This is a genomic window from Demequina sediminis (genome assembly GCF_030296675.1).
Classification (GTDB): domain Bacteria; phylum Actinomycetota; class Actinomycetes; order Actinomycetales; family Demequinaceae; genus Demequina; species Demequina sediminis.
This window is the reverse complement of sequence record NZ_AP027736.1, coordinates 1,279,521-1,296,789: the sequence shown is the minus strand read 5'-3', so window position 1 is coordinate 1,296,789 and position 17,269 is coordinate 1,279,521. Positions and strand designations below refer to the sequence as shown.

Sequence of the window (17,269 nt, the reverse complement as noted above, 5' to 3'; positions counted from 1 at the left end):
GAGAAGGTCATGGCAGTTGGACGGCGTGAGCCGATGGTGGGCGAGGCCGGGCGCGCACGTGAGGACCGTGCGGAGTCGACCTACCTCGCTGTGCACGCCGTAGCGCGGTGCCGTGAGCGGCGGTGCCTGAATCTCGGTCATGGTCCGCGAGTGCCTTCCTGCCGGGTGATTCGACGGTAGCAGGATGCCGATGCGCTCCTCCCGGCCGCGGCGCGGAGGGTTCCGCGGGGAATGCCTCCCGGTCCCCACCCGTTGGCACCCAAGGACAGCGTGGCCAGGTTTTGAGGGACCCGACTCGCGACTGCCGACTCCAGGTACCACTCGACCAGGAAGGCTCGCAGCGATGACGCATCATCACAACGCACCCGTTCTCACGTCTCCCGCTGGCACCGTGCACGGCGGCTATCTGCCCACGCCCGTGACCCGGCTGGACAAGCTCTTTCCGGGCTCAGGCGTGCCCGTCTTTGCCAAGCTTGACCAGCTCCAGCTCTCGGGAAGCACCAAGGAGCGCACCGCGCGCTCGCTTCTCGACGGCCTGATCCGCGACGGCAGGCTCGTGCCGGGCGGCACGGTGGTCGAGTCCACCTCGGGCAACCTGGGGATGGCGCTCGCGCGTCAATGCGCCCAGCGCGGCTACGGCTTCATCGCCGTGGTCGATGCGCGGGCCAACGCGGCCGCGTGCCAGACCATGCAGGCCTATGGCGCACGTGTCGAGCGCGTCGAGACGCCGCAGGACGGGAACCGCCTGCGTGCCCGCGTCGAGCGCGTCGCCGATCTCCTGGCGGAGGATCCCACCGCCGTCACCACGCAGCAGTACGGCAACCCGGACAATCCTGCCGCGCACGCGACCTCGACCATGCCCGAGCTCGTCGCGTCGCTGGGGGCCCCGCCGTCGCGGCTGTATGTCGCGATGAGCACCACCGGCACGCTGCTCGGATGCCAGCAGGCGATCGAGCGCGAGGGATGGGCCACCGAACTTGTCGGCGTGGACGCCGAAGGATCCGCGCTGTTTGGCGGCGTGATCGCGGAGCGCAAGCTGCCCGGCCTGGGGGCGGGCTTCGAGACCGAGCTCTCGCGCCACGCCCGCCCCGACCATGTGCGCCGCGTGAGCGAGGCCGCCATGGTTCGCGGTTGCCGCCTCCTCGCGCGGCGCGAGGGACTGCTCGCGGGGGCATCGTCCGGAGCGATCGTCGCCGCGATCGGCCGCGACCTTCCGGAGCTGTCGCTGTGCGACACGGTCGCAATGCTTATCCACGACAGCGGCAGCGCGTATCTGCCGACCGTCTACAACGAGGCGTGGGTGCGCGCCGAGATCGCCGACGCGGATGAGGCCCTCGGACCGCTCGATGCCGCCAACCCGTTTGTGGCGGGCGACGCGCGCCGCCGTGGGTAACGCGTCCTCGGACCGCGCGCCTGCCGACGCCGACCTGGTCATGGTGGGTGCGGGTCCGCAGGCGCTGCGCGCGCTCGCCGACCTCGACCACGAGCTCGCGCAGTCCTCGCCGGACGCGACCCGCGTCCCGCCGCGGGTGTGCGTGCTCGACCCCGCGACTCCCGGCCCGGGTGCGGTGTGGGATCCCGCGCAGGGGGTGCATCTGCGCATGAATGTCGACGCGGGAATCGTCGATCTCACGTGTCCGTCGGTGCCCCTCACGTTCGTCGAGTGGCTGGCCGCGAACGGCGCCCTCCGGGACCCCACGCTCGACCGCTACCCACCGCGCGCGACGGCGGGCCGCTACCTGGCCTGGGCGTGGGAGCGCCTGCGCGAGTCGCCGCGCATGGCCCTCGCGAGCCGCCGCGTGCGGGTCACCGACGTGGTGCGCGACGGAGACAGGTGGAGCTGCGAGACGGTCACTCCGGAGGGGCCACCGGACGTGCCCGTCACGGCGCCGCGCGTGCTGCTCGCGACCGGGCACGCGGGTGGTGTGGGGATGGATCACGCGCGGCTGGCCGACCCCGACCGGGGCCCCGCACCCGGCGCCGATGTCGTGGTGCGCGGTGCCGCGCTGACCGCATTCGACGTGGTGATGGACCTCACGGCGGCGCGAGGGGGAGCATGGATCGAGGACGCTGCGCGGCCGTCGGGGCGGCGCTACCTCCCTGGTGGTCGCGAGCCCGCGTCGGTCACGCTCGTCGCGCGGTCGGGGGAGCCGATGCTGCCCAAGCCTGCCGCCGTTGCCGCGACGCTCGCGCGCGCCGTCATTGAGCAGACGAGGCGGTGGGGAGCGAGCGCGACGCCCGACGACGCGTGGTGGGGCGTTCTTGCCGATGCCGCCGTCGCCGCGGCGCGGGCCGCGGGGGTCCGCCTCGAGCATGCGGCCCTGTGGGACGTGCTCGACGCCACGACCGGCGCGGTCGCGGCTGACGGGCGCGCCCGCGAGGGCGCGGCCGACCCCGGCGAGAGGTGGGAGCGTGACGTGCGCCGTGCCGAGGGCGACGTCGACGCCGACCCCGCATGGTGGTGGGGGCGCGCCTGGTCGGCGGGCTACCAGGACGTCGTGCGCTCCCTCGAGCGCGCTCCTCGCGACGCCGACACGTGGCCACGCTGGCGAGCCCGTGCGGCCCGACTCGAGAGGTGGGCATTCGGCCCGCCGCTCGAGACGCATCGGCGCCTGCTGGCCCTGAGGGAGGCCGGCCTCCTCGGCATCGTTCCCGCGCTCGCCCTGATCCCACCCGGCGCGGTCACACTCGACGCCTTTACGCGGGGACCAGGGGTGCTGAGCGCGCCGCGTCCATGGGATGCGGGCGCAGAGGGGCCGATGCCGTGGGCGCCGTGGGAGGGTCTGCTCCGCCGGGGCGACGTGACCGTGCGCGCGGGAGAGCGGGGGTGTTCACGGCGCCCGATGGCGCGTGTGTCGGCGCGGACGGGCGTCAGACACCCGGGCTCTACGCGCTGGGCCGGCCTACGGAGGACGTGGTGATCGGGCACGACTCGCTGCAGCGTGCCCTTCACGGGGACACCCGGCGATGGGCGGCCAGGATCGCGCGCGAGTGGGACGAGCGAGCCTGGAGCGAGACACGAAGGGAACGCAGCTATGGGTGAGGCAGTGACGGCGGACGCGGTCGCGGGACTGACCCCGCTGACGGGGCGCACCGAGCCGTGGATGGAGGAGCTGCTCGCGCACCCGGAACGGTGCGCCGCGCTCATCGAGGAGTACGGCTCGCCGGTCAACGTGCTCGATTTCGCGCCGCTGGGGCGCAACGCGGCCGAGCTCGTGGAGGCCGCGGCTTCCGAGGGTGTGCGGCTCGGGGTGTACGTGGCGCGCAAGGCGAACAAGGCGCTGGGGCTGGTGCACGAGGCCCGGCGCGTGGGGCTCGGCATTGATGTGGCGTCGCTCGCAGAGCTCACGCAGTGCCTCGACGTGGGGTTCGCGGCGGACGACATGATCCTCACGGCCGCCGTGAAGTCGACCGCGCTGATCGAGGCGGCGCTCGCGGCCGGGGTGCTGGTGAGCCTCGACAACGCGGATGAGGCGGAGGACGTCGCGAGCATCGCTCGCGCACGGGGCGTGACGGCGCGGGTCGCGCCGAGGCTGGCCTCGTCCGATCCCGCGATTGCGCCCACGCGCTTCGGGATGACGGCACGCGACTGGGACCGCGTGGTGGGCGAGGCGGGCGGAGGCGGCACCCCGCTGCGCCTCGAGGGCATCCACTTCCACCTCAACGGGTACAGCGCGCGCGAGCGCGCCATCGTGCTGCGCGAGGCGCTCACGTGGACGGACGCGTTGCGATCCCGCGGGCACGCGATCGCGTTCATCGACATGGGAGGCGGGGTGCCGATGCGCTACCTCGAGGACCGCGAGCAGTGGCGCCGCTTCTGGGAGGCCCTGGAGGGCGACCGCGAGGAAGTGCTGACGTGGCGCGGCGACCGGCTGGGGCTCCAGGATCCGCGCGCCGACCGGCCCTCCGCGAGCGTGTATCCGTACTGGCAGGAGCGGGTGCGCGGCGAGTGGCTGAGGGACGTGCTCGCTGCCCCGGCAGGGGAGGGATCCACCGTCGCGCGCGAACTGGCGGCGAGGGGTCTCGAGCTCAGGTGCGAGCCGGGGAGGTCGGTGCTCGATGGGTGCGGGCTCACCTTGGCCTCGGTGGCCTTTCGCAAGTCCACGAGCGACGGCGTCCCGCTGGTCGGCCTGCACATGAATCGCACGCAGGTCCGGTCGACGTCCGCCGACTTCCTGGTGGACCCGCGCTGGGTCCGGCCGGCGGACACCAGGGACACCTCAGAGCCGTTCGAGGGCTTCCTGGTGGGGGCGTACTGCGTCGAGGAGGAGCTGCTGCTTCGCAGGAGGCTGTGCTTCCCCGACGGCGTGGCCCGCGGGGACATCGCGGCCTTCGTCAACACGGGCGGCTACCTCATGCACATCCTCGAGAGCGCGTCTCATCAGCTGCCGCTCGCGGCGACCGTGGTGAAACGGCGGCCTCAGGCTGCGTCGGGCTCGAGTCCGGGGTCCGAGTCCGCGTGGGTGCGAGACGGGATTGACGCGGTGGGGGCGACCGGTGCGGCCAGTGCGACGGGGGACGTCCCGTGGGGTCCGATGCCGTGAACCGGGGCGGCCTCCGCGGAGACAGGGGCGCACCCCGCGATGGCGAGTGCGAGGGCGGCCGATGCCGCGGCGATGCTGAGGAGTCGTCGTCGAGGTTCCATGGCTCCAGCACATCGCTCGAGCCTGGGAGTCCGCTAGGAGCGGCCTGGGGGAGTCGTGAGAGGTGCGGCTGACAGCTCGGCGCGTCCTACTTCATGCCCATCATGCGGCGCGCATTGACGGTGCGCACCTGCGACGGGATGGTGAACAGGTCGACCAGCCAGCCGATGCCGAACAGTCCGGCCGTGAGCAGCCACAGGATCCCGCGGCCGATTTTGCCCATGTAGAAGTGGTGCACGCCCAGGATCCCGAGGAAGAACCAGAGGATGTAGGTGATGGCCGTGTCTTTGAGGGGCAGCGGTGCGGCGTTCATGGCGTTCTCCGGTGGAAGGGTGCGGCGAGGAACTCTCCCTCGAGCCTAGTCGGAGCCGCGCGGTGCGCCCGGGCATGGCGAAGGTCCCGCCGCACCGGGTGGGTGCGACGGGGCCTCTCCCCAGAAGGAGCACGGCAGACCCGTGCCCCGCTCGCGTTTAGCGCGAGAAGATGTTCGAGAAAATCGACCCGAACGAGCCGTTGCTCGAGGACTGGTCGCACGTGCAGCGCTGGTCCTGGGCGACGCCGGCGAGCGCCTGGTCGATGTGCTGGCCGCAGCCGGTCCACGTGGCCTTGCCGCACTGGTTGCAGGTGATGCGAGAGCACATGCTCGTTCTCCTCTGTTGGTTCGTTTCGGATGATGCGGCCGGCTGAAGGGGGTGTTGCCGGCCGCTCGCTGACTAGTCTGCATACCCCTGGGGGTATCTGTCAAGTCGAAGCGCGGCGCGGGGTCCCGGGTCGCCCGGGTTAGCGTGAGCCTATGGGTTTTCTCACGAAGGTGTTTGGCGGTCGCAAGCGGGTGGAGCCCCACGGGCTGTGGAGCGACGATGCCGAGCAGCTGGCGGCGCTCGCGGCCCGCGGCGGCGTCCCGGAGGCTCCGCGGGAGTCCGAGTTCTTCCTCTCGTTCACGTCCGACGTGAGGGCCAAGGCGGCCGCCGACGAGCTGCGCTCCGCGCGCGTCACCCACGAGCTGGTCGAGCCGTCGCACGACATCCCCGAGTGGATGATCTTCGTGCGCCGGTACAACGCGCCCTTGGTGCCCAACGTCCTGCGCGACACGGTTGACCTGTGCGAGGACATCGCCGCGCGCCACGGCGGGGACTACGAGGGCTGGGCGGGGCTGCTCACTTCGGAGGAGAAGGACGCGACGTAGCGTCGGCGGGCTCACTGAGCGAGGGCTTGCTGTACGTCCGTGCGGGGAAGTCGTCGCCGACGAACAGCAAGGGCTCGTCGAGGTGGAGAGCGAGGGCGTAGGAGAAGCAGTCTCCAAGGTTGAGCGCAGCCGCGTGGCCCGTGCCGCGCCCATACTCGCGATACGCGCGAGCCGCGATCGCGGCCTGGGTGGCGTCGAATGGCACGGTCTCGACCTCGAAGGCCCGCAGCAGGCGGTGTGCCCTGCGGGAGAGCGAGCCGTCGTCGCGCCGCGTGGTGACGGCATCGATCTCGACGAGTGTCGCCGCGCTGACACGGCGCGCTGGCGCGGCGGCGAGCGCGTGGGTGAGGCGCTCGCGCGCGGGCTCATTCGCGATGATGGCGATGATGGCCGAGGTGTCGAGGATCACGCGAAGAGTCCAGCGTTGTCGTACATCGTGGCCTCTGCCCGCTTGAGGTCGGCTCGGTCCTCGTCGGTCAGGCTCGCGTCGATCTCGGCGAGCACCGCACGCGCGCGGTCGAGCCGTGCGGCGCCTTGGTCGTGCGTCGCCTTGGTGTCGAGCTCGGCGAGCGCCGCGCGCACTGCGTTCTCGATCGCACTCGTCTGCGTCTGGTTCGTGCGCTCGGCGAGCTCTCTGACCAGGCTCACGGTCGTCGCGTTCTTGATGTTGAGGCTCATGTGTCCAGGGTAGATGGAGGCAGGTAGAGCGTCTACCCTCACGTTCTCGTCGGGCCCGGGGCGTGCGAGACTCCGCGGCGATCATGCCGCTCGAGGCGCTCATCGCGGGGCGGTGACCCCGGCATCGTTCCTGATGCCCACCCACGACACGAGCCCGCCCGCGACGAGCAGGACGCCCGTCACCACCGTCGCGCGGTGGAAGCCCGCGAGGTCGAGCTGTCCGCCTACGATCGTGCCCAGGAGGGCGACGGCGACCAGGCCCGCGATGCGTGCCACGGCGTTGTTGACCGCGCTCGCGATGCCCGAGCGTGAGGTCTCGATCGCGCCCAGGATCGCGCTCGTGAGCGGCGCGACCGTCAGCGTCAACCCCGCGCCGAACACGACCAGCCCGGGCAGTGCCTGTGTCCAGTAGTCGAAGTCGTCGCTCACGGCCAGCAGCATGAACGAGCCGAGCGCCATAGTGAGCGGGCCCGCAGTCATGAACGCGCGGGGCCCCAGCCGCCCTCCCCACGCGCCCACGCGAGAGCTGCCCAGGATGAGCAGCACGGTCGCCGGCAGCGACGCGAGGCCCGCGGCCGTGGCGGAGAGCCCGGCGCCGTCTTGGAGATACACGCCCACGATGAAGCCGTTGAGGGACAGCGCGCCGTAGATGAGCCAGGTCGCGGCGTTGCCCCATGCGAAGTTGCGGGCGCGGAACAGCGACAGCGGGAGCATCGGATCCGCGGAGCGGGACTGGCGCACCAGGAACGCCGCGAGCGCGCCGATCCCGAGTAACGCGCCGCCCCAGATGGCCGGGTGACCCCAGCCCAGGTGAGGCTGCTCGATGAGCGCGAAGACCGCGGCGCCGAGTCCGCCGGCACACAGGGCAGCGCTCCACAGGTCCACGCGCGCGCCCTCGCGTGTCGTGTCGCGATAGCCGGCGCGGCCGAGCGCGGCGATCATGGCGAGCGTGACCGCGATGGGCAGCACGTTGATCGCGAAGGCCCACCGCCAGCTCGCGAGGTCCGTGAGCAGGCCGCCGAGCAGCGGTCCCGCGACGAAGGCCGCGGTCGTGGCGCCCGTCCACGTGCCGATCGCCCTCGCCTGCGCGGGCCCCGTGAACGTGCTCATGATGAGCGCGAGGCTGCTGGGCACCAGGAGCGCGCCCGCGACCCCCTGCAGGAGGCGCGCGGCGATCAGCACGGCGCCGCTCGGTGCGAGCGCGATCACCAGGGACGTCACGCCGAAACCGAGGAGTCCCGCGCGCAGCACCCGCACGCGGCCGAACATGTCCGACAGCGACCCCGCCACCAGGATCAGCGCGCCGAGCGTGATGAGGTAGCCGTCCACGACCCATTGCTGGAGGGAGATGCCTCCGCCCAGGTCGCGCACGATCGCGGGCAGGGCGACGGTGACGATGCTCCCGTCGAGGAACGCGACGAAGCTCGCGAGGACCGCGATCCCGAGGGTGAGCCGTGACGATGCCGGGGTGGCGGCCATGGTCCAGGCTAGGCCCGCGTGGGGTCCGGGGTGGGGTCGCGCTATGCGAGCGCGTCCAGCAGCCTGTCGATCGCGACGTCGAGGACGTCGGGCAGGAGCGCGAAGTTGAAGCGGGCGAAGCCCGCGTAGCCGGACCCGCACGCCTCTCCGGGCGTGGTGGCGAGTCCCGCACGCCGCAGTCGTGCCGCGCCGCACGAGTCCGGCTCCGGGGTGCATCCGATCTCGAGCCATGCGAGATACGTCGCCGCCGGCAGCACGCTCAACGGCCGGGTGGGAAGGGTGGTCAGCGCGGTGGCCAGCCGATCCCGGTTGCCCTCCAGCGTCGTAACCGTCGCGTCGAGCCAGCGCTCGCCGTCGGGGGAGTACGCATGCGCGGCCGCGACGGCTCCGAGGACCGAGCCCGCGTGCACCGGCGCGAGGGCGCGCGCGGCGATCACGCCGCGGTCCGCCGGGTTCGTGAGGACCAGCTGCGCCGCCTTGAGGCCCGGCACGTTCCAGCCCTTGGACGCGGAGGTCGCCGTGATGGCCACGTGCGCGGCGGAGGTGGACACGCTCGCGAAGGGCACGTGGCGCGCGCCGTCGTAGACCACCGGCGCGTGGATCTCGTCGGAGAACACGCGTGCGCCGTGGTGCTCCGCCATGGCGGCCAGCGCGACGAGCGTCGCGCGGTCCGCGACGGTCCCCGTCGGGTTGTGGGGATGGCACAGCACCACGGCCGCCGCGCCGCGCGCGAGCGCGGACTCGATCGCGTCGAGGTCGAGCGCGAAGCCGTGGCCCCTGCCGCGGCTGGGCACCTCGATGACCTCGCGGCCGCTCCCCGCGAGGGTCGGGAAGAAGTTCGCATATGCCGGGGTGGGCAGCACCACCGCGCCGGGTCGCACGAGGTGAGTCAGGGCGAGCGTGAGGCCGGTGAGCACGTCTGGGATGGTCGCGACCGCGTCCGTGTCGACGTCCCAGCCGTAGCGGCGCGCCGCGAAGCCGGCGAAGGCTTCGCGCGCGGCGCTGTCGGCGGAGTCCGGCAGGTACGTGAGCAAGCCCGAGTCGATCGCGTGGTGGAGCGCCTCCGTGATGACCGGCGCGGTGCCCAGGTCGGACTCCGCGATGCCCGCGCCCACGACCCCGGCGGGCACGGACCACTTGCGGGTGGCGTGATCGAGCGGTGCGGTCATGTCCTGCTCCGGTGGGCTGGGTGGGGTCGGGGGTGACGATGCCGTCGGTACCGACCGTCCCACCGCCCGTCCATAGGGGCAAGGCCCAGTGTGTTGGCGATGGCATAAGTCGAACTTATGATGCGAGGATGATCGACCTTCGTCACCTAGCCTTGCTGGTCGCGATCGACGACGAGGGCTCGCTCACCGCCGCCGCCCGCGCCGTGGGCGTGTCTCAGCCCGCCGCGAGCCAGCAGCTGCGCACTCTCGAGCGTCGGCTCGGCACCGCGGTTGCGCTGCGCACTCCCGGCGGCTTCCGGCTCACCGAGGCCGGGCGCGTGCTCGCGGGCCACGCGCGTCAGATCCTCGACTCGGCCTCGCGCGCCGAGTCCGAGATCGCCGCGATCGCGGGCCTGCACGGCGGCACGTTGCGCCTCGTGAGCTTCCCGTCCGCCGCGGCGACGATCCTGCCGCGCGCGTTCGTGTCGATGCGCGAGGCGCACCCGGACCTGGGGTTCACGCTGCGCGAGGCCGAGACCGCCGAGGCGCTCGCGATGCTGCGGCGCGGCGAGTGCGACCTCGCGGTCATCTACGAGTGGCGGGTCGACGGCACCGCCGACGACGCCCCGGAGGACGTGCCGTGGACCCTCGAGCCGGGGAGCTCGCGCTCACGCTCGTCGAGGAGGAGGTCCACCTCGCGATCCCGCGCTCGCACGTGCGGGCCGCGCAGGCGCGCATTCCCCTGCCCGAGTTGCGCGACGAGACGTGGATCGCCGGCTGTCCCGTGTGCCGCGCTCATCTGCTCGGCATCACGCGGCGCTGGGGCTTCGCCCCGCACCTGGGCTTCGAGACGGACGACTACGTCGCGCTGTTGCGGCTCGTCGGCGCCGGACTGGGGGTGGCCCTGGTCACGGACCTCATGCTCGACGCGGCGCGGCCCGAGGACACGGTCGCGCTACGCCCGGTCTCCCCGGTGGTGACGCGCGTGGTCAAGGCGGTCGCGAGCGAGGCCCTGCTCAAGGTGCCCGGCGTGAGGGAGACGCTCGCCGCGCTCGCGGAGGCGGGCGCCACCATTGCTGCCGCGCAGCGCGCGCAGGTCACGGCCCAGCGCGCCCGGGTGGCGGCGCGGTAGCGCTAGGCGGAGGGGACGATGCCCCGCTCGCCCGCACGGACCGGTACCGTCCAGCGGTTGGCCGGCGGGGGCGTCACGCACACGTAGTGCGGAGAGAAGCGGCTGGGCGGGAGGTACGCGCGGTTGAGGTCGACCGTGACCGGTCCCGAGCCGGCGGGTGCCGGGACGCGCAGCATGCGGAACGCGTAGCGCGCGGGGTCAGCGGTCGAGTCGGAGAAGGCCGCGAAGAGGTCGCCGCCGTCGCGGTGCACCCACAGCTCGACCGGCGTGCCGCCCACCTCGCATGTCACGACCCCGGCGTAGCGGGTCGTCGAGCGGTGTCCGTCGACCGCGAGGGTCTCGACGGGCGCCGTCGCGCGCTCCTCGAACGTGCCCGGGACGCGCAGGGCCGCGTCGTACGGGTAGCGGTCGATGGCCCCGGCTGCCGGGCCCGTGGCGCGCGCGGGGTCGAGGACGCGGATCGAGATCTCCCCGTCGCGGGCGAACGCGCGCAGCGTGAGTGTGCCGTGGCGTGCCTCCTCGCCCGGCGCGAGCGCGACGCTCTCGCGGTCGAGAGTGCCCACCGCCACGCCTCCGGCGGGGCCCGAGCCGATCGCCGCCCACGTGCCCGGGATGCCCTCATGCGCGCGCGGCGTCGCGTCTAGCCACGCCATCGAGGCAAGCGCGGCGAGGCCCGCGGGGCCCCAGGCCGCGCGGTCGCGGGTGGTGGTCCAGTCGCGGTGCTCGTCGCGGAACTGCTCGGGTGCGTCGCTCATGCGGACATTCTGGCGGTCCAGGTCGCGATTCCTTACACAATCGAAACATTGGGTCATGTGATTGAAACTGGAAGGTGTATAGCCTCGGCCTATGGATAACGGGGCCGAGCCCGAGATCGATGTCCTCGCGAGAGCGATCGACGTCCACTCGTTGCGGATCCTGGTCGCGATCGAGCGGCACGGGTCGATCAGCGCTGCCGCCCGTGCGCTCGGCTACAGCCAGCCCACCATTACGCAGCACGTGCAGCGCCTCGAGGACCGCCTGGGCGCGGCCGTGGTGGCGCGCACCGCGCGATCCGCGCGGCTCACCCCGGTCGGGGCCCTGCTCGCGCGCCACGCACCGCGCATCGACGCGAGCCTCACTGCCGCGGCCACCGAGCTCGCCCGGGCGCTGGGCAGCCGCGCCGGCCAGGTGCGCCTCGCGGCGCCGCCGGACGCGATCGGACCGGTCGTGGCGCCCGCGGCCGCACGCCTCGCCGCGCTGCTGCCCCACGTCGACGTCCTCATCCGCGAGGCGGCGGACGGCGAGGCAGCGGTCGAGCTGGTGCGCTCGGGCGCCGCGGACATCGCCGTCGCGCCGTCGCCCCTCTTTGGCCGCGGGCTCGCGGCCGCCTCGCGGACGGGCGGAATGCGGTCGACCTTCCTGTTCTCGGAGGAGGTGGTCGCCCTCACCGACGCGCCGCTGCCTCCCGACGCGGGCAGGGTCGCGCCGGAGTCGCTGGTCGAGCAGCCGTGGATCGGCGGGCTCGGGACGTGCAGCGATGCCGTCGCGGCACACGTCTCGCGCGTCGCTCACGCGGGCGACACCGCGGTGAGCCGCACCGATGCCGCGATCGCCCTCGCCTCCCACGGCCGCGGCACCGCCTTCGTGGTCGAGGGCGCGCTCACCGGGCTGTCGCTGCCCGGCCACCTGCGCGCGGTGGGCCTCACGCCCCCGTGCGCCGGCGCATCGTCGCCACGACCCTCATGGAGTCAGCGGAGATCCCGGCCGTCGCGGCCGCCCTGCGCGTGCTTGCGGCTCACCAGCCGTCCCTAGTCGCCGTCGAGGCCACCCTCGACGCCCGCCGTCGCAGTGCCGGCCACCGGGCGCGCTTCGCGTCCCTGGCCGGAGTCGGCATCGTTCCTACCCACCCCGAGGAGACACCCACCATGGCACTCACCTCCACCGGCACGCTCGCGCGCGTCGCCGTCGCCACCGCCGCGGGCGCGCTCGCCCTGGCGGGCTGCACCCCCACCTCCGAGTCCGAACCCTCCGCCACGCCCGACGTGGTGATCGGTGAGGACACCGGCGAGGAGATCGAGTCGATCACCGTCGCCCTGCCCGGGTCGCTGTCGAGCCTCTACGTGGGCCAGGAGTCGGGAATCCTCAACTACTACATCGCGGCGGTCACGCAGGAGGGCCTGCTGTCGATCGACGCGGACGGCGCCCTGCAGCCCGGGCTCGCCGAGTCGTGGGAGCAGCCCGACCCCGTCACCTACGTGTTCGACCTCAGGGACGATGCCGTGTTCCAGGACGGCACCCCGGTCACGGCCGACGACGTGGTGTTCAGCCTCGAGATGGCGCGTGACGAGACGCAGTCGCCCGGGTTGGCGTATTACCTCACCAACGTCGACACGATCGAGAAGTCGGGCGACGCGCAGGTGACGATCCGCCTGCTCGAGCCCGACGCCGCGTTCGCGGCGAACATGACCTCGGCCGGCGCCGCGTTCATCACGTCGCAGGCGTTCTGGGAGGAGCACGGCGGCGACGTCGGCACGTCGACCTCGCTGCTGCTCGGCTCCGGCCCGTACCAGGTCACCGAGTTCGTGCCCGACTCGCACGTCGCGTTCGAACGCGTCGACACGTGGTGGGGAGAGCTGCCCGCCGTGAAGTCGATCCGCGTGGACTTCATCTCCGACGAGTCGACGCGACTGCTCGCCGCGCAGTCGGGCGACGTCGACATCGCGTTCAACGTGCCGTTCGCGCAGGCCGCCCAGTGGGAGGCTCTCGACGACATGCGGGTCACGTACGTCAACGACCTCAGCTACGTGGGGCTCTACTTCAACATCGGCGTGGCACCCTTCGATGACCCGGCGGTGCGCCAGGCGATCGCCCACGCCGTCAACCGTGACGCGTTCGTCAGCACGCTGCTCGACGGCCACGGCGAGGCGGCCACCGCGATCATGACGCCCGAGTCGCTGACCTCGGTGCACAGCCCCGAGGACGCGCGGGCCCTGCTCGCGACCATCCCGCAGTGGGAGTACGACCTCGAGGCGGCCAAGGCCGCGCTCGCGGAGTCGAGCGTGCCCGAGGGCTTCACGACGGAGATCCTCACGCCCAACACCGGACCGCAGCTCGGCACGGCGGCTCAGGCCCTCGCGCAGGACCTTGCCGAGGTGGGCATCACGCTCAACGTGCGCGAGGTGCCCATCGAGGAGTGGCTCGCGAGCCTCGACCCGTCCGCCGGGTACGGCCTCAACTACATGTGGTACTTCTCGACGCTGGGCGACCCGGCCGAGATCCCCACGTACCTGATCGGTGCGGGCAACCCGGCGCAGTACGACAACGCCGAGGTGCTCGAGCTGCTGAGCCAGGTGGGCGCGGAGACGGACCCCGCCGCGCGCATCGACCTGCTGGTCGAGGCGGAGACCCTCCAGGCCGAGGACGCGATCAACATCCCGCTGTGGTGGGGTCAGTCCGCGACCGGCTTCGCGAACGACCTGGGGGTGACGGACTTCAGCCCGTTCACCTTCGTGTCGACGTGGCCCACGCAGCTGTACCGCGCGGGGGAGTAGCAGGAGTGAGCCTCCTCGCCACGCGAGCACGCGCACCCCGCCGGTGGCCCCTGGGCCGCATGGTGGCGGTGCGCGTGCTCGGCGTGCTCGGCGTCCTGTGGGTGCTGTCGATGGTGGTCTTCGCGATGATGTACCTCGCGCCGGGCGACCTCGTGAAGAACCTGCTGGGCAACCGGCCGTCGACGCCGGAGGCGATCGCCGCGGTGCGCGAACAGTACCGCCTCGACGACTCGGTGGTCGAGCAGTACCTGCACTGGCTCGGCGGCGTCCTGACCGGCGACCTGGGCCAGTCGATCCGCCTCCAGGTGCCCGTCATCGACGCGATCGGCGACCGCCTGCCGCTCACCGCGGCCCTCAGCGCGCTCGCGTTCCTCATCGCGGTCGCCGTCGCGGTGCCGCTGGGCGTGCGCAGCGCGGTCAAGGCCGGCGGGTGGCTCGACCGCATCGGCGGCGCCCTCGCGGTGCTCGGCCTCAGCGCCCCCACGTTCGCCGTGGGACTCGTGCTGCTCTACTTGTTCGCGTACTACGTGCCGATCTTCCCGATCTACGGCGGGGGCGACGGCGGTCTCGACACGCTCCGACACCTGGTGCTGCCCGCGGTGACGCTCGCGCTCGGGCTGGGCGCGATCATCGTCAAGCTCACGCGCACCGCGATGCTGCGCGAGCTCGAGTCCGACTACGTGACGTTCGCGCGGGCGCGCGGGCTCAGCCCGCGCGTCGTCAACCGCCTCGCGCTGCGCAACGCCGCGATCCCGATCGTCACGGGAGCGAGCCTGGTGTTGACCTTCCTCGTGGGAGGGACCGTGCTCGCCGAGACGACGTTCGCGCTGCCGGGGCTCGGGACGCTGCTGCAGGACTCGGTCCTGTTCAAGGACCTGCCCGTGGTGCAGTCCCTCACGCTCTTCGTCGCGGCGGTGATCGCGGTGATCGCCCTGCTGGCCGACGTCGCCTACCTGCTGCTCGATCCTCGGGTGCGCCGTCAGATGGGAGCCGCGTCATGACCCAGCCGCTCGGGGCATCGTCCCTCACCACCTCCCCACAGCCGCCCGCGCTGCGCGGCCCGAGCGCACGGCGCCCGCGCCGTCGCCGGCCGGTCCTGGTCGCCCTGGCGCTGCTCGTGCTGGGGATCGCGTTCGGCGCGGCGGCGTTCGGCTCGCTGATCTTTCCCGATGCCATGACGCAGGACATCCTCGCGTCGCAGCTGCCGCCCGGCTCTCCCGGCCATCCGCTCGGCACCGACGAGTTGGGCCGCGACGTGCTGCAGATGTCCGTCGCGGGGGCGCGCTCCGCGCTGCTCGGGCCGGTGATTGTCGCGCTGGGGTCGATGGCGTGCGGCGTCGTGCTCGGCACGCTCGCGGGGTATCAGCGCGGCTGGATCGACTTCGCGGTGAGCCGCTGGACCGACCTGTTGCTCGCGCTGCCCGTGCTGCTCGCCGCGATCGTGGTCTCCGGCGTGTTCGGCGGCGGCTACTGGGTGACCGTGGTGCTGCTCATCGTGCTGTTCTCGCCGTCCGACATCCGCATCGTGAGGGCGGGCGTGCTCGAGCAGTCCGCGCGGCCGTACATCGAGGCCGCGCAGATGCTGTCGCTGTCGCGCTGGCGCGTGATGTTCCGCCACATCCTGCCCAACGTCACGAGCCTGGTCGTGACCAACGCGATGCTCAACGTGGCGTTCGCGCTGGTCGCGTTCTCGTCGCTGTCGTTCCTCGGCGTGGGCGTCTCGCCCGGCATCGCCGACTGGGGCCGCCAGCTCACCGACGGCCGCGCGATCATGTTCGTCAACCCGGCCGCGGTGTTCATGCCTGCACTGCTCATCGTGGTGGTCGCGGTCGCGGCGAACCTCGTGGGCGACTGGATCGGCCAGCGGCTGTCCCGCGTGGGGGAGGACGTGCGATGACCGTGCGCATCTCGGAACTGTCGGTGGTGGGCCCCGCGGGGGTCATGGTCGAGCCGCTGTCCGCGACCGTCGAGCCGGGCGCGACGCTCGCGCTGATCGGCGAATCGGGCTCGGGCAAGACCCTCACCGCGAAGAGCCTCGTCGGGCTGCTCCCGCGCGGCTTCACGGCCACCGGCGCCGCGGAGGTGGGTGGCGTGGCACTGCCGCTCGCGGGCGGCGAGTCGGCGTGGCGCGCCATCCGCGGCCGCACGGCATCGTTGCTGCTCCAGGACCCGTTCACGAGCCTGTCTCCCGTGCATCGGTGCGGCGATCAGATCGCGTGGACCGTCGAGGCCGCCACCGGCTCCAGGCTCGCACGGAGCGAACGCGACGCCGTCGTCGAGGCCCGGCTCGCCGAGGTCAAGCTCCCGGCCCGTGCGGCGCGCGCGTATCCGCATCAGCTGTCGGGCGGGATGCGCCAGCGGGTCGCGATCGCGGCCGCGCTGGCGTCGGATCCGCAGCTGCTCATCGCGGACGAGCCCACGACGGCGCTCGACGCGTCCAACCAGGCGGAGATCCTGGACTTGCTGCGCGCGGTTCAGGTTGAGCGCAGGCTGTCCGTGATCCTCATCAGCCACGACCTGGGCGTGGTGCGCGGGCGCACGGATCAGGTGCTCGTGATGCGCGAGGGCCATGTCGTGGAGCGCGGCGAGACCGCCTCGGTGCTCGCCGCTCCCAGCCACCCGTACACCGGGGCGCTGATCGAGGCGGATCCCGTGGTCGCGGCGCAAAGCGGCACGCGCCTGTCGCCGGCGCAGCCGGTCGAGGGCGAGCTCGTGGTGCGCGTCATGGGCCTCGAGAAGTCATTCGGCACTCATCGGGTGCTCGACGACGTCAGCCTCGATGTGTCCCGCGGGGAGATCCTGGGGATCGTGGGCGAGTCCGGCTCGGGCAAGTCCACGCTCGCGCGCTGCGTGGCGGGCCTCGAGCACGAGGACGGCGGCACCATCTCGATCGACGGCGTGGCGCTGGCCCCCGGGCGAGCCTCGCGCACTCCCGACCAGATGCAGATCGTCTTTCAGGACCCGTACTCGTCGCTCAACCCGATGATGAGCGTGGGCGCGATCCTCGCGGAGGCGCTGCGCGTCGCCGGACGGGACGCGTCCGAGGTGGACGGGCTGCTCGAGACGGTGGGGCTGCCGGCGCAGTTCGTGCGCAAGCGCCCCGCGCAGTTGTCGGGAGGGCAGCGTCAGCGGGTGGCGATTGCGCGCGCGCTCGCGCCCCGGCCACGGCTGCTGATCTGCGATGAGTCGGTGTCCGCGCTCGACGTGTCGGTGCAGGCGGACATCCTGCGGCTGCTCGCGGGGCTGCGCGACGAGCTCGGGATCGCGGTGATGTTCATCTCGCACGACCTCGCGGTGGTGCGGATGATCGCGGATTCCGTGGTGGTGATGTGGAACGGCCGCGTGGTCGAACGCGGAGAGTGCCGTGACGTCCTCACGGCGCCCACGCATGAATACACCCGCCTGTTGGTGGCGGCGGCGCTCCGTGAGAACACGGCGCCTCAAATCGGGAGGGAATGACGTGTCTGGATTCA

Annotated in this window: 17 protein-coding genes and 1 pseudogene; 11 read left to right on the top strand and 7 right to left on the bottom strand. The window is 72.5% G+C overall.

Annotation, left to right across the window (positions count from 1 at the left end; genetic code table 11):
• Window positions 1-343 precede the first annotated feature (343 nt).
• From QUE44_RS06600 to QUE44_RS06590, 3 genes are all read left to right on the top strand, one after another.
• The gene (locus QUE44_RS06600; protein WP_286216582.1) at window positions 344-1,393 is read left to right on the top strand and encodes a pyridoxal-phosphate dependent enzyme; all 1,050 of its coding nucleotides are present in this window, start codon (window positions 344-346) and stop codon (window positions 1,391-1,393) included.
• Window positions 1,386-2,921, top strand: a complete 1,536-nt coding sequence (locus QUE44_RS06595; protein ID WP_286216581.1) for an FAD/NAD(P)-binding protein — start codon at window positions 1,386-1,388, stop codon at window positions 2,919-2,921. Before QUE44_RS06600 ends, QUE44_RS06595 begins: the two co-directional genes overlap by 8 nt.
• A 114-nt stretch (window positions 2,922-3,035) precedes the next feature.
• Window positions 3,036-4,544, top strand: a complete 1,509-nt coding sequence (locus QUE44_RS06590; RefSeq protein ID WP_286216579.1) for a type III PLP-dependent enzyme domain-containing protein — start codon at window positions 3,036-3,038, stop codon at window positions 4,542-4,544.
• Between the two features lie 187 nt (window positions 4,545-4,731).
• Here QUE44_RS06590 and QUE44_RS06585 read toward each other — a convergent pair whose 3' ends face one another.
• Together QUE44_RS06585 and QUE44_RS06580 are read right to left on the bottom strand one after the other, a co-directional pair.
• Window positions 4,732-4,956 carry a TM2 domain-containing protein gene (locus QUE44_RS06585; protein WP_286216577.1) on the bottom strand — a complete coding sequence of 75 codons (225 nt, stop codon included), beginning with the start codon at window positions 4,954-4,956 and terminating at the stop codon, window positions 4,732-4,734.
• Between the two features lie 157 nt (window positions 4,957-5,113).
• Entirely contained in the window at window positions 5,114-5,284 is a 171-nt protein-coding gene (locus QUE44_RS06580; RefSeq protein ID WP_286216575.1) for a DUF8730 family Cys-rich protein, read from the bottom strand.
• Window positions 5,285-5,436: 152 nt separating this feature from the next.
• Here QUE44_RS06580 and QUE44_RS06575 point away from each other — a divergent pair, with 152 nt between their 5' ends.
• On the top strand, window positions 5,437-5,829 hold the full coding sequence (locus QUE44_RS06575; RefSeq protein ID WP_286216574.1) for a ribonuclease E inhibitor RraB: 393 nt from the start codon (window positions 5,437-5,439) through the stop codon (window positions 5,827-5,829).
• Here the strand turns inward: QUE44_RS06575 and QUE44_RS06570 are convergent.
• The 4 genes from QUE44_RS06570 to QUE44_RS06555 all read right to left on the bottom strand — a co-directional run bounded on the left by QUE44_RS06570 (window position 5,801) and on the right by QUE44_RS06555 (window position 9,155).
• Window positions 5,801-6,238, bottom strand: coding sequence for a type II toxin-antitoxin system VapC family toxin (locus tag QUE44_RS06570; RefSeq protein ID WP_286216572.1), 438 nt, complete (start codon window positions 6,236-6,238; stop codon window positions 5,801-5,803). The genes QUE44_RS06575 and QUE44_RS06570 overlap by 29 nt on opposite strands.
• Window positions 6,235-6,507, bottom strand: coding sequence for a type II toxin-antitoxin system VapB family antitoxin (locus tag QUE44_RS06565; protein WP_286216571.1), 273 nt, complete (start codon window positions 6,505-6,507; stop codon window positions 6,235-6,237). The genes QUE44_RS06570 and QUE44_RS06565 overlap by 4 nt, the downstream gene beginning before the upstream one ends.
• A gap of 99 nt (window positions 6,508-6,606) precedes the next feature.
• Complete coding sequence (locus QUE44_RS06560; RefSeq protein ID WP_286216570.1) at window positions 6,607-7,986, bottom strand: MFS transporter; 1,380 nt, start codon at window positions 7,984-7,986, stop codon at window positions 6,607-6,609.
• Between the two features lie 41 nt (window positions 7,987-8,027).
• Window positions 8,028-9,155, bottom strand: a complete 1,128-nt coding sequence (locus tag QUE44_RS06555; protein WP_286216569.1) for a MalY/PatB family protein — start codon at window positions 9,153-9,155, stop codon at window positions 8,028-8,030.
• Window positions 9,156-9,193: 38 nt separating this feature from the next.
• Between QUE44_RS06555 and QUE44_RS14050 the strand changes: the two are divergent.
• A pseudogene (locus tag QUE44_RS14050) lies at window positions 9,194-9,676 on the top strand (LysR family transcriptional regulator); the annotation flags it as partial.
• 98 nt (window positions 9,677-9,774) lie between these two features.
• Window positions 9,775-10,266, top strand: coding sequence for a LysR substrate-binding domain-containing protein (locus tag QUE44_RS06540; protein ID WP_286216565.1), 492 nt, complete (start codon window positions 9,775-9,777; stop codon window positions 10,264-10,266).
• A gap of 2 nt (window positions 10,267-10,268) precedes the next feature.
• Here QUE44_RS06540 and QUE44_RS06535 read toward each other — a convergent pair whose 3' ends face one another.
• Entirely contained in the window at window positions 10,269-11,021 is a 753-nt protein-coding gene (locus QUE44_RS06535; RefSeq protein WP_286216563.1) for a DUF1684 domain-containing protein, read from the bottom strand.
• A gap of 91 nt (window positions 11,022-11,112) precedes the next feature.
• Here QUE44_RS06535 and QUE44_RS06530 point away from each other — a divergent pair, with 91 nt between their 5' ends.
• From QUE44_RS06530 to QUE44_RS06510, 5 genes are read left to right on the top strand one after another with little or no spacing between them, the layout of a single operon-like run.
• Window positions 11,113-12,057, top strand: coding sequence for a LysR family transcriptional regulator (locus tag QUE44_RS06530; RefSeq protein ID WP_286216562.1), 945 nt, complete (start codon window positions 11,113-11,115; stop codon window positions 12,055-12,057).
• Window positions 11,988-13,796 carry an ABC transporter substrate-binding protein gene (locus QUE44_RS06525; protein ID WP_286216561.1) on the top strand — a complete coding sequence of 603 codons (1,809 nt, stop codon included), beginning with the start codon at window positions 11,988-11,990 and terminating at the stop codon, window positions 13,794-13,796. The genes QUE44_RS06530 and QUE44_RS06525 overlap by 70 nt, the downstream gene beginning before the upstream one ends.
• A 5-nt stretch (window positions 13,797-13,801) precedes the next feature.
• Complete coding sequence (locus QUE44_RS06520; RefSeq protein ID WP_286216559.1) at window positions 13,802-14,797, top strand: ABC transporter permease; 996 nt, start codon at window positions 13,802-13,804, stop codon at window positions 14,795-14,797.
• A complete protein-coding gene (locus tag QUE44_RS06515) occupies window positions 14,794-15,693 on the top strand; it encodes an ABC transporter permease (RefSeq protein WP_286216558.1) in 900 nt (299 codons plus the stop codon). The genes QUE44_RS06520 and QUE44_RS06515 overlap by 4 nt, the downstream gene beginning before the upstream one ends.
• Window positions 15,690-17,255: a dipeptide ABC transporter ATP-binding protein gene (locus QUE44_RS06510; protein ID WP_286216557.1), complete on the top strand. Its 1,566-nt coding sequence runs from the start codon at window positions 15,690-15,692 to the stop codon at window positions 17,253-17,255. The genes QUE44_RS06515 and QUE44_RS06510 overlap by 4 nt, the downstream gene beginning before the upstream one ends.
• The last annotated feature ends 14 nt before the right edge of the window (window positions 17,256-17,269 follow it).

Excerpts from the sequence above, each read along its gene's own strand:
- QUE44_RS06600 (WP_286216582.1), top strand. The coding sequence starts at position 344 with ATGACGCATCATCACAACGCACCCGTTCTCACGTCTCCCGCTGGCACC.
- QUE44_RS06590 (WP_286216579.1), top strand. The coding sequence starts at position 3,036 with ATGGGTGAGGCAGTGACGGCGGACGCGGTCGCGGGACTGACCCCGCTG.
- QUE44_RS06585 (WP_286216577.1), bottom strand. The coding sequence starts at position 4,956 with ATGAACGCCGCACCGCTGCCCCTCAAAGACACGGCCATCACCTACATC.
- QUE44_RS06580 (WP_286216575.1), bottom strand. The coding sequence starts at position 5,284 with ATGTGCTCTCGCATCACCTGCAACCAGTGCGGCAAGGCCACGTGGACC.
- QUE44_RS06575 (WP_286216574.1), top strand. The coding sequence starts at position 5,437 with ATGGGTTTTCTCACGAAGGTGTTTGGCGGTCGCAAGCGGGTGGAGCCC.
- QUE44_RS06565 (WP_286216571.1), bottom strand. The coding sequence starts at position 6,507 with ATGAGCCTCAACATCAAGAACGCGACGACCGTGAGCCTGGTCAGAGAG.
- QUE44_RS06560 (WP_286216570.1), bottom strand. The coding sequence starts at position 7,986 with ATGGCCGCCACCCCGGCATCGTCACGGCTCACCCTCGGGATCGCGGTC.
- QUE44_RS06555 (WP_286216569.1), bottom strand. The coding sequence starts at position 9,155 with ATGACCGCACCGCTCGATCACGCCACCCGCAAGTGGTCCGTGCCCGCC.
- QUE44_RS06535 (WP_286216563.1), bottom strand. The coding sequence starts at position 11,021 with ATGAGCGACGCACCCGAGCAGTTCCGCGACGAGCACCGCGACTGGACC.
- QUE44_RS06530 (WP_286216562.1), top strand. The coding sequence starts at position 11,113 with ATGGATAACGGGGCCGAGCCCGAGATCGATGTCCTCGCGAGAGCGATC.
- QUE44_RS06525 (WP_286216561.1), top strand. The coding sequence starts at position 11,988 with ATGGAGTCAGCGGAGATCCCGGCCGTCGCGGCCGCCCTGCGCGTGCTT.
- QUE44_RS06515 (WP_286216558.1), top strand. The coding sequence starts at position 14,794 with ATGACCCAGCCGCTCGGGGCATCGTCCCTCACCACCTCCCCACAGCCG.
- QUE44_RS06510 (WP_286216557.1), top strand. The coding sequence starts at position 15,690 with ATGACCGTGCGCATCTCGGAACTGTCGGTGGTGGGCCCCGCGGGGGTC.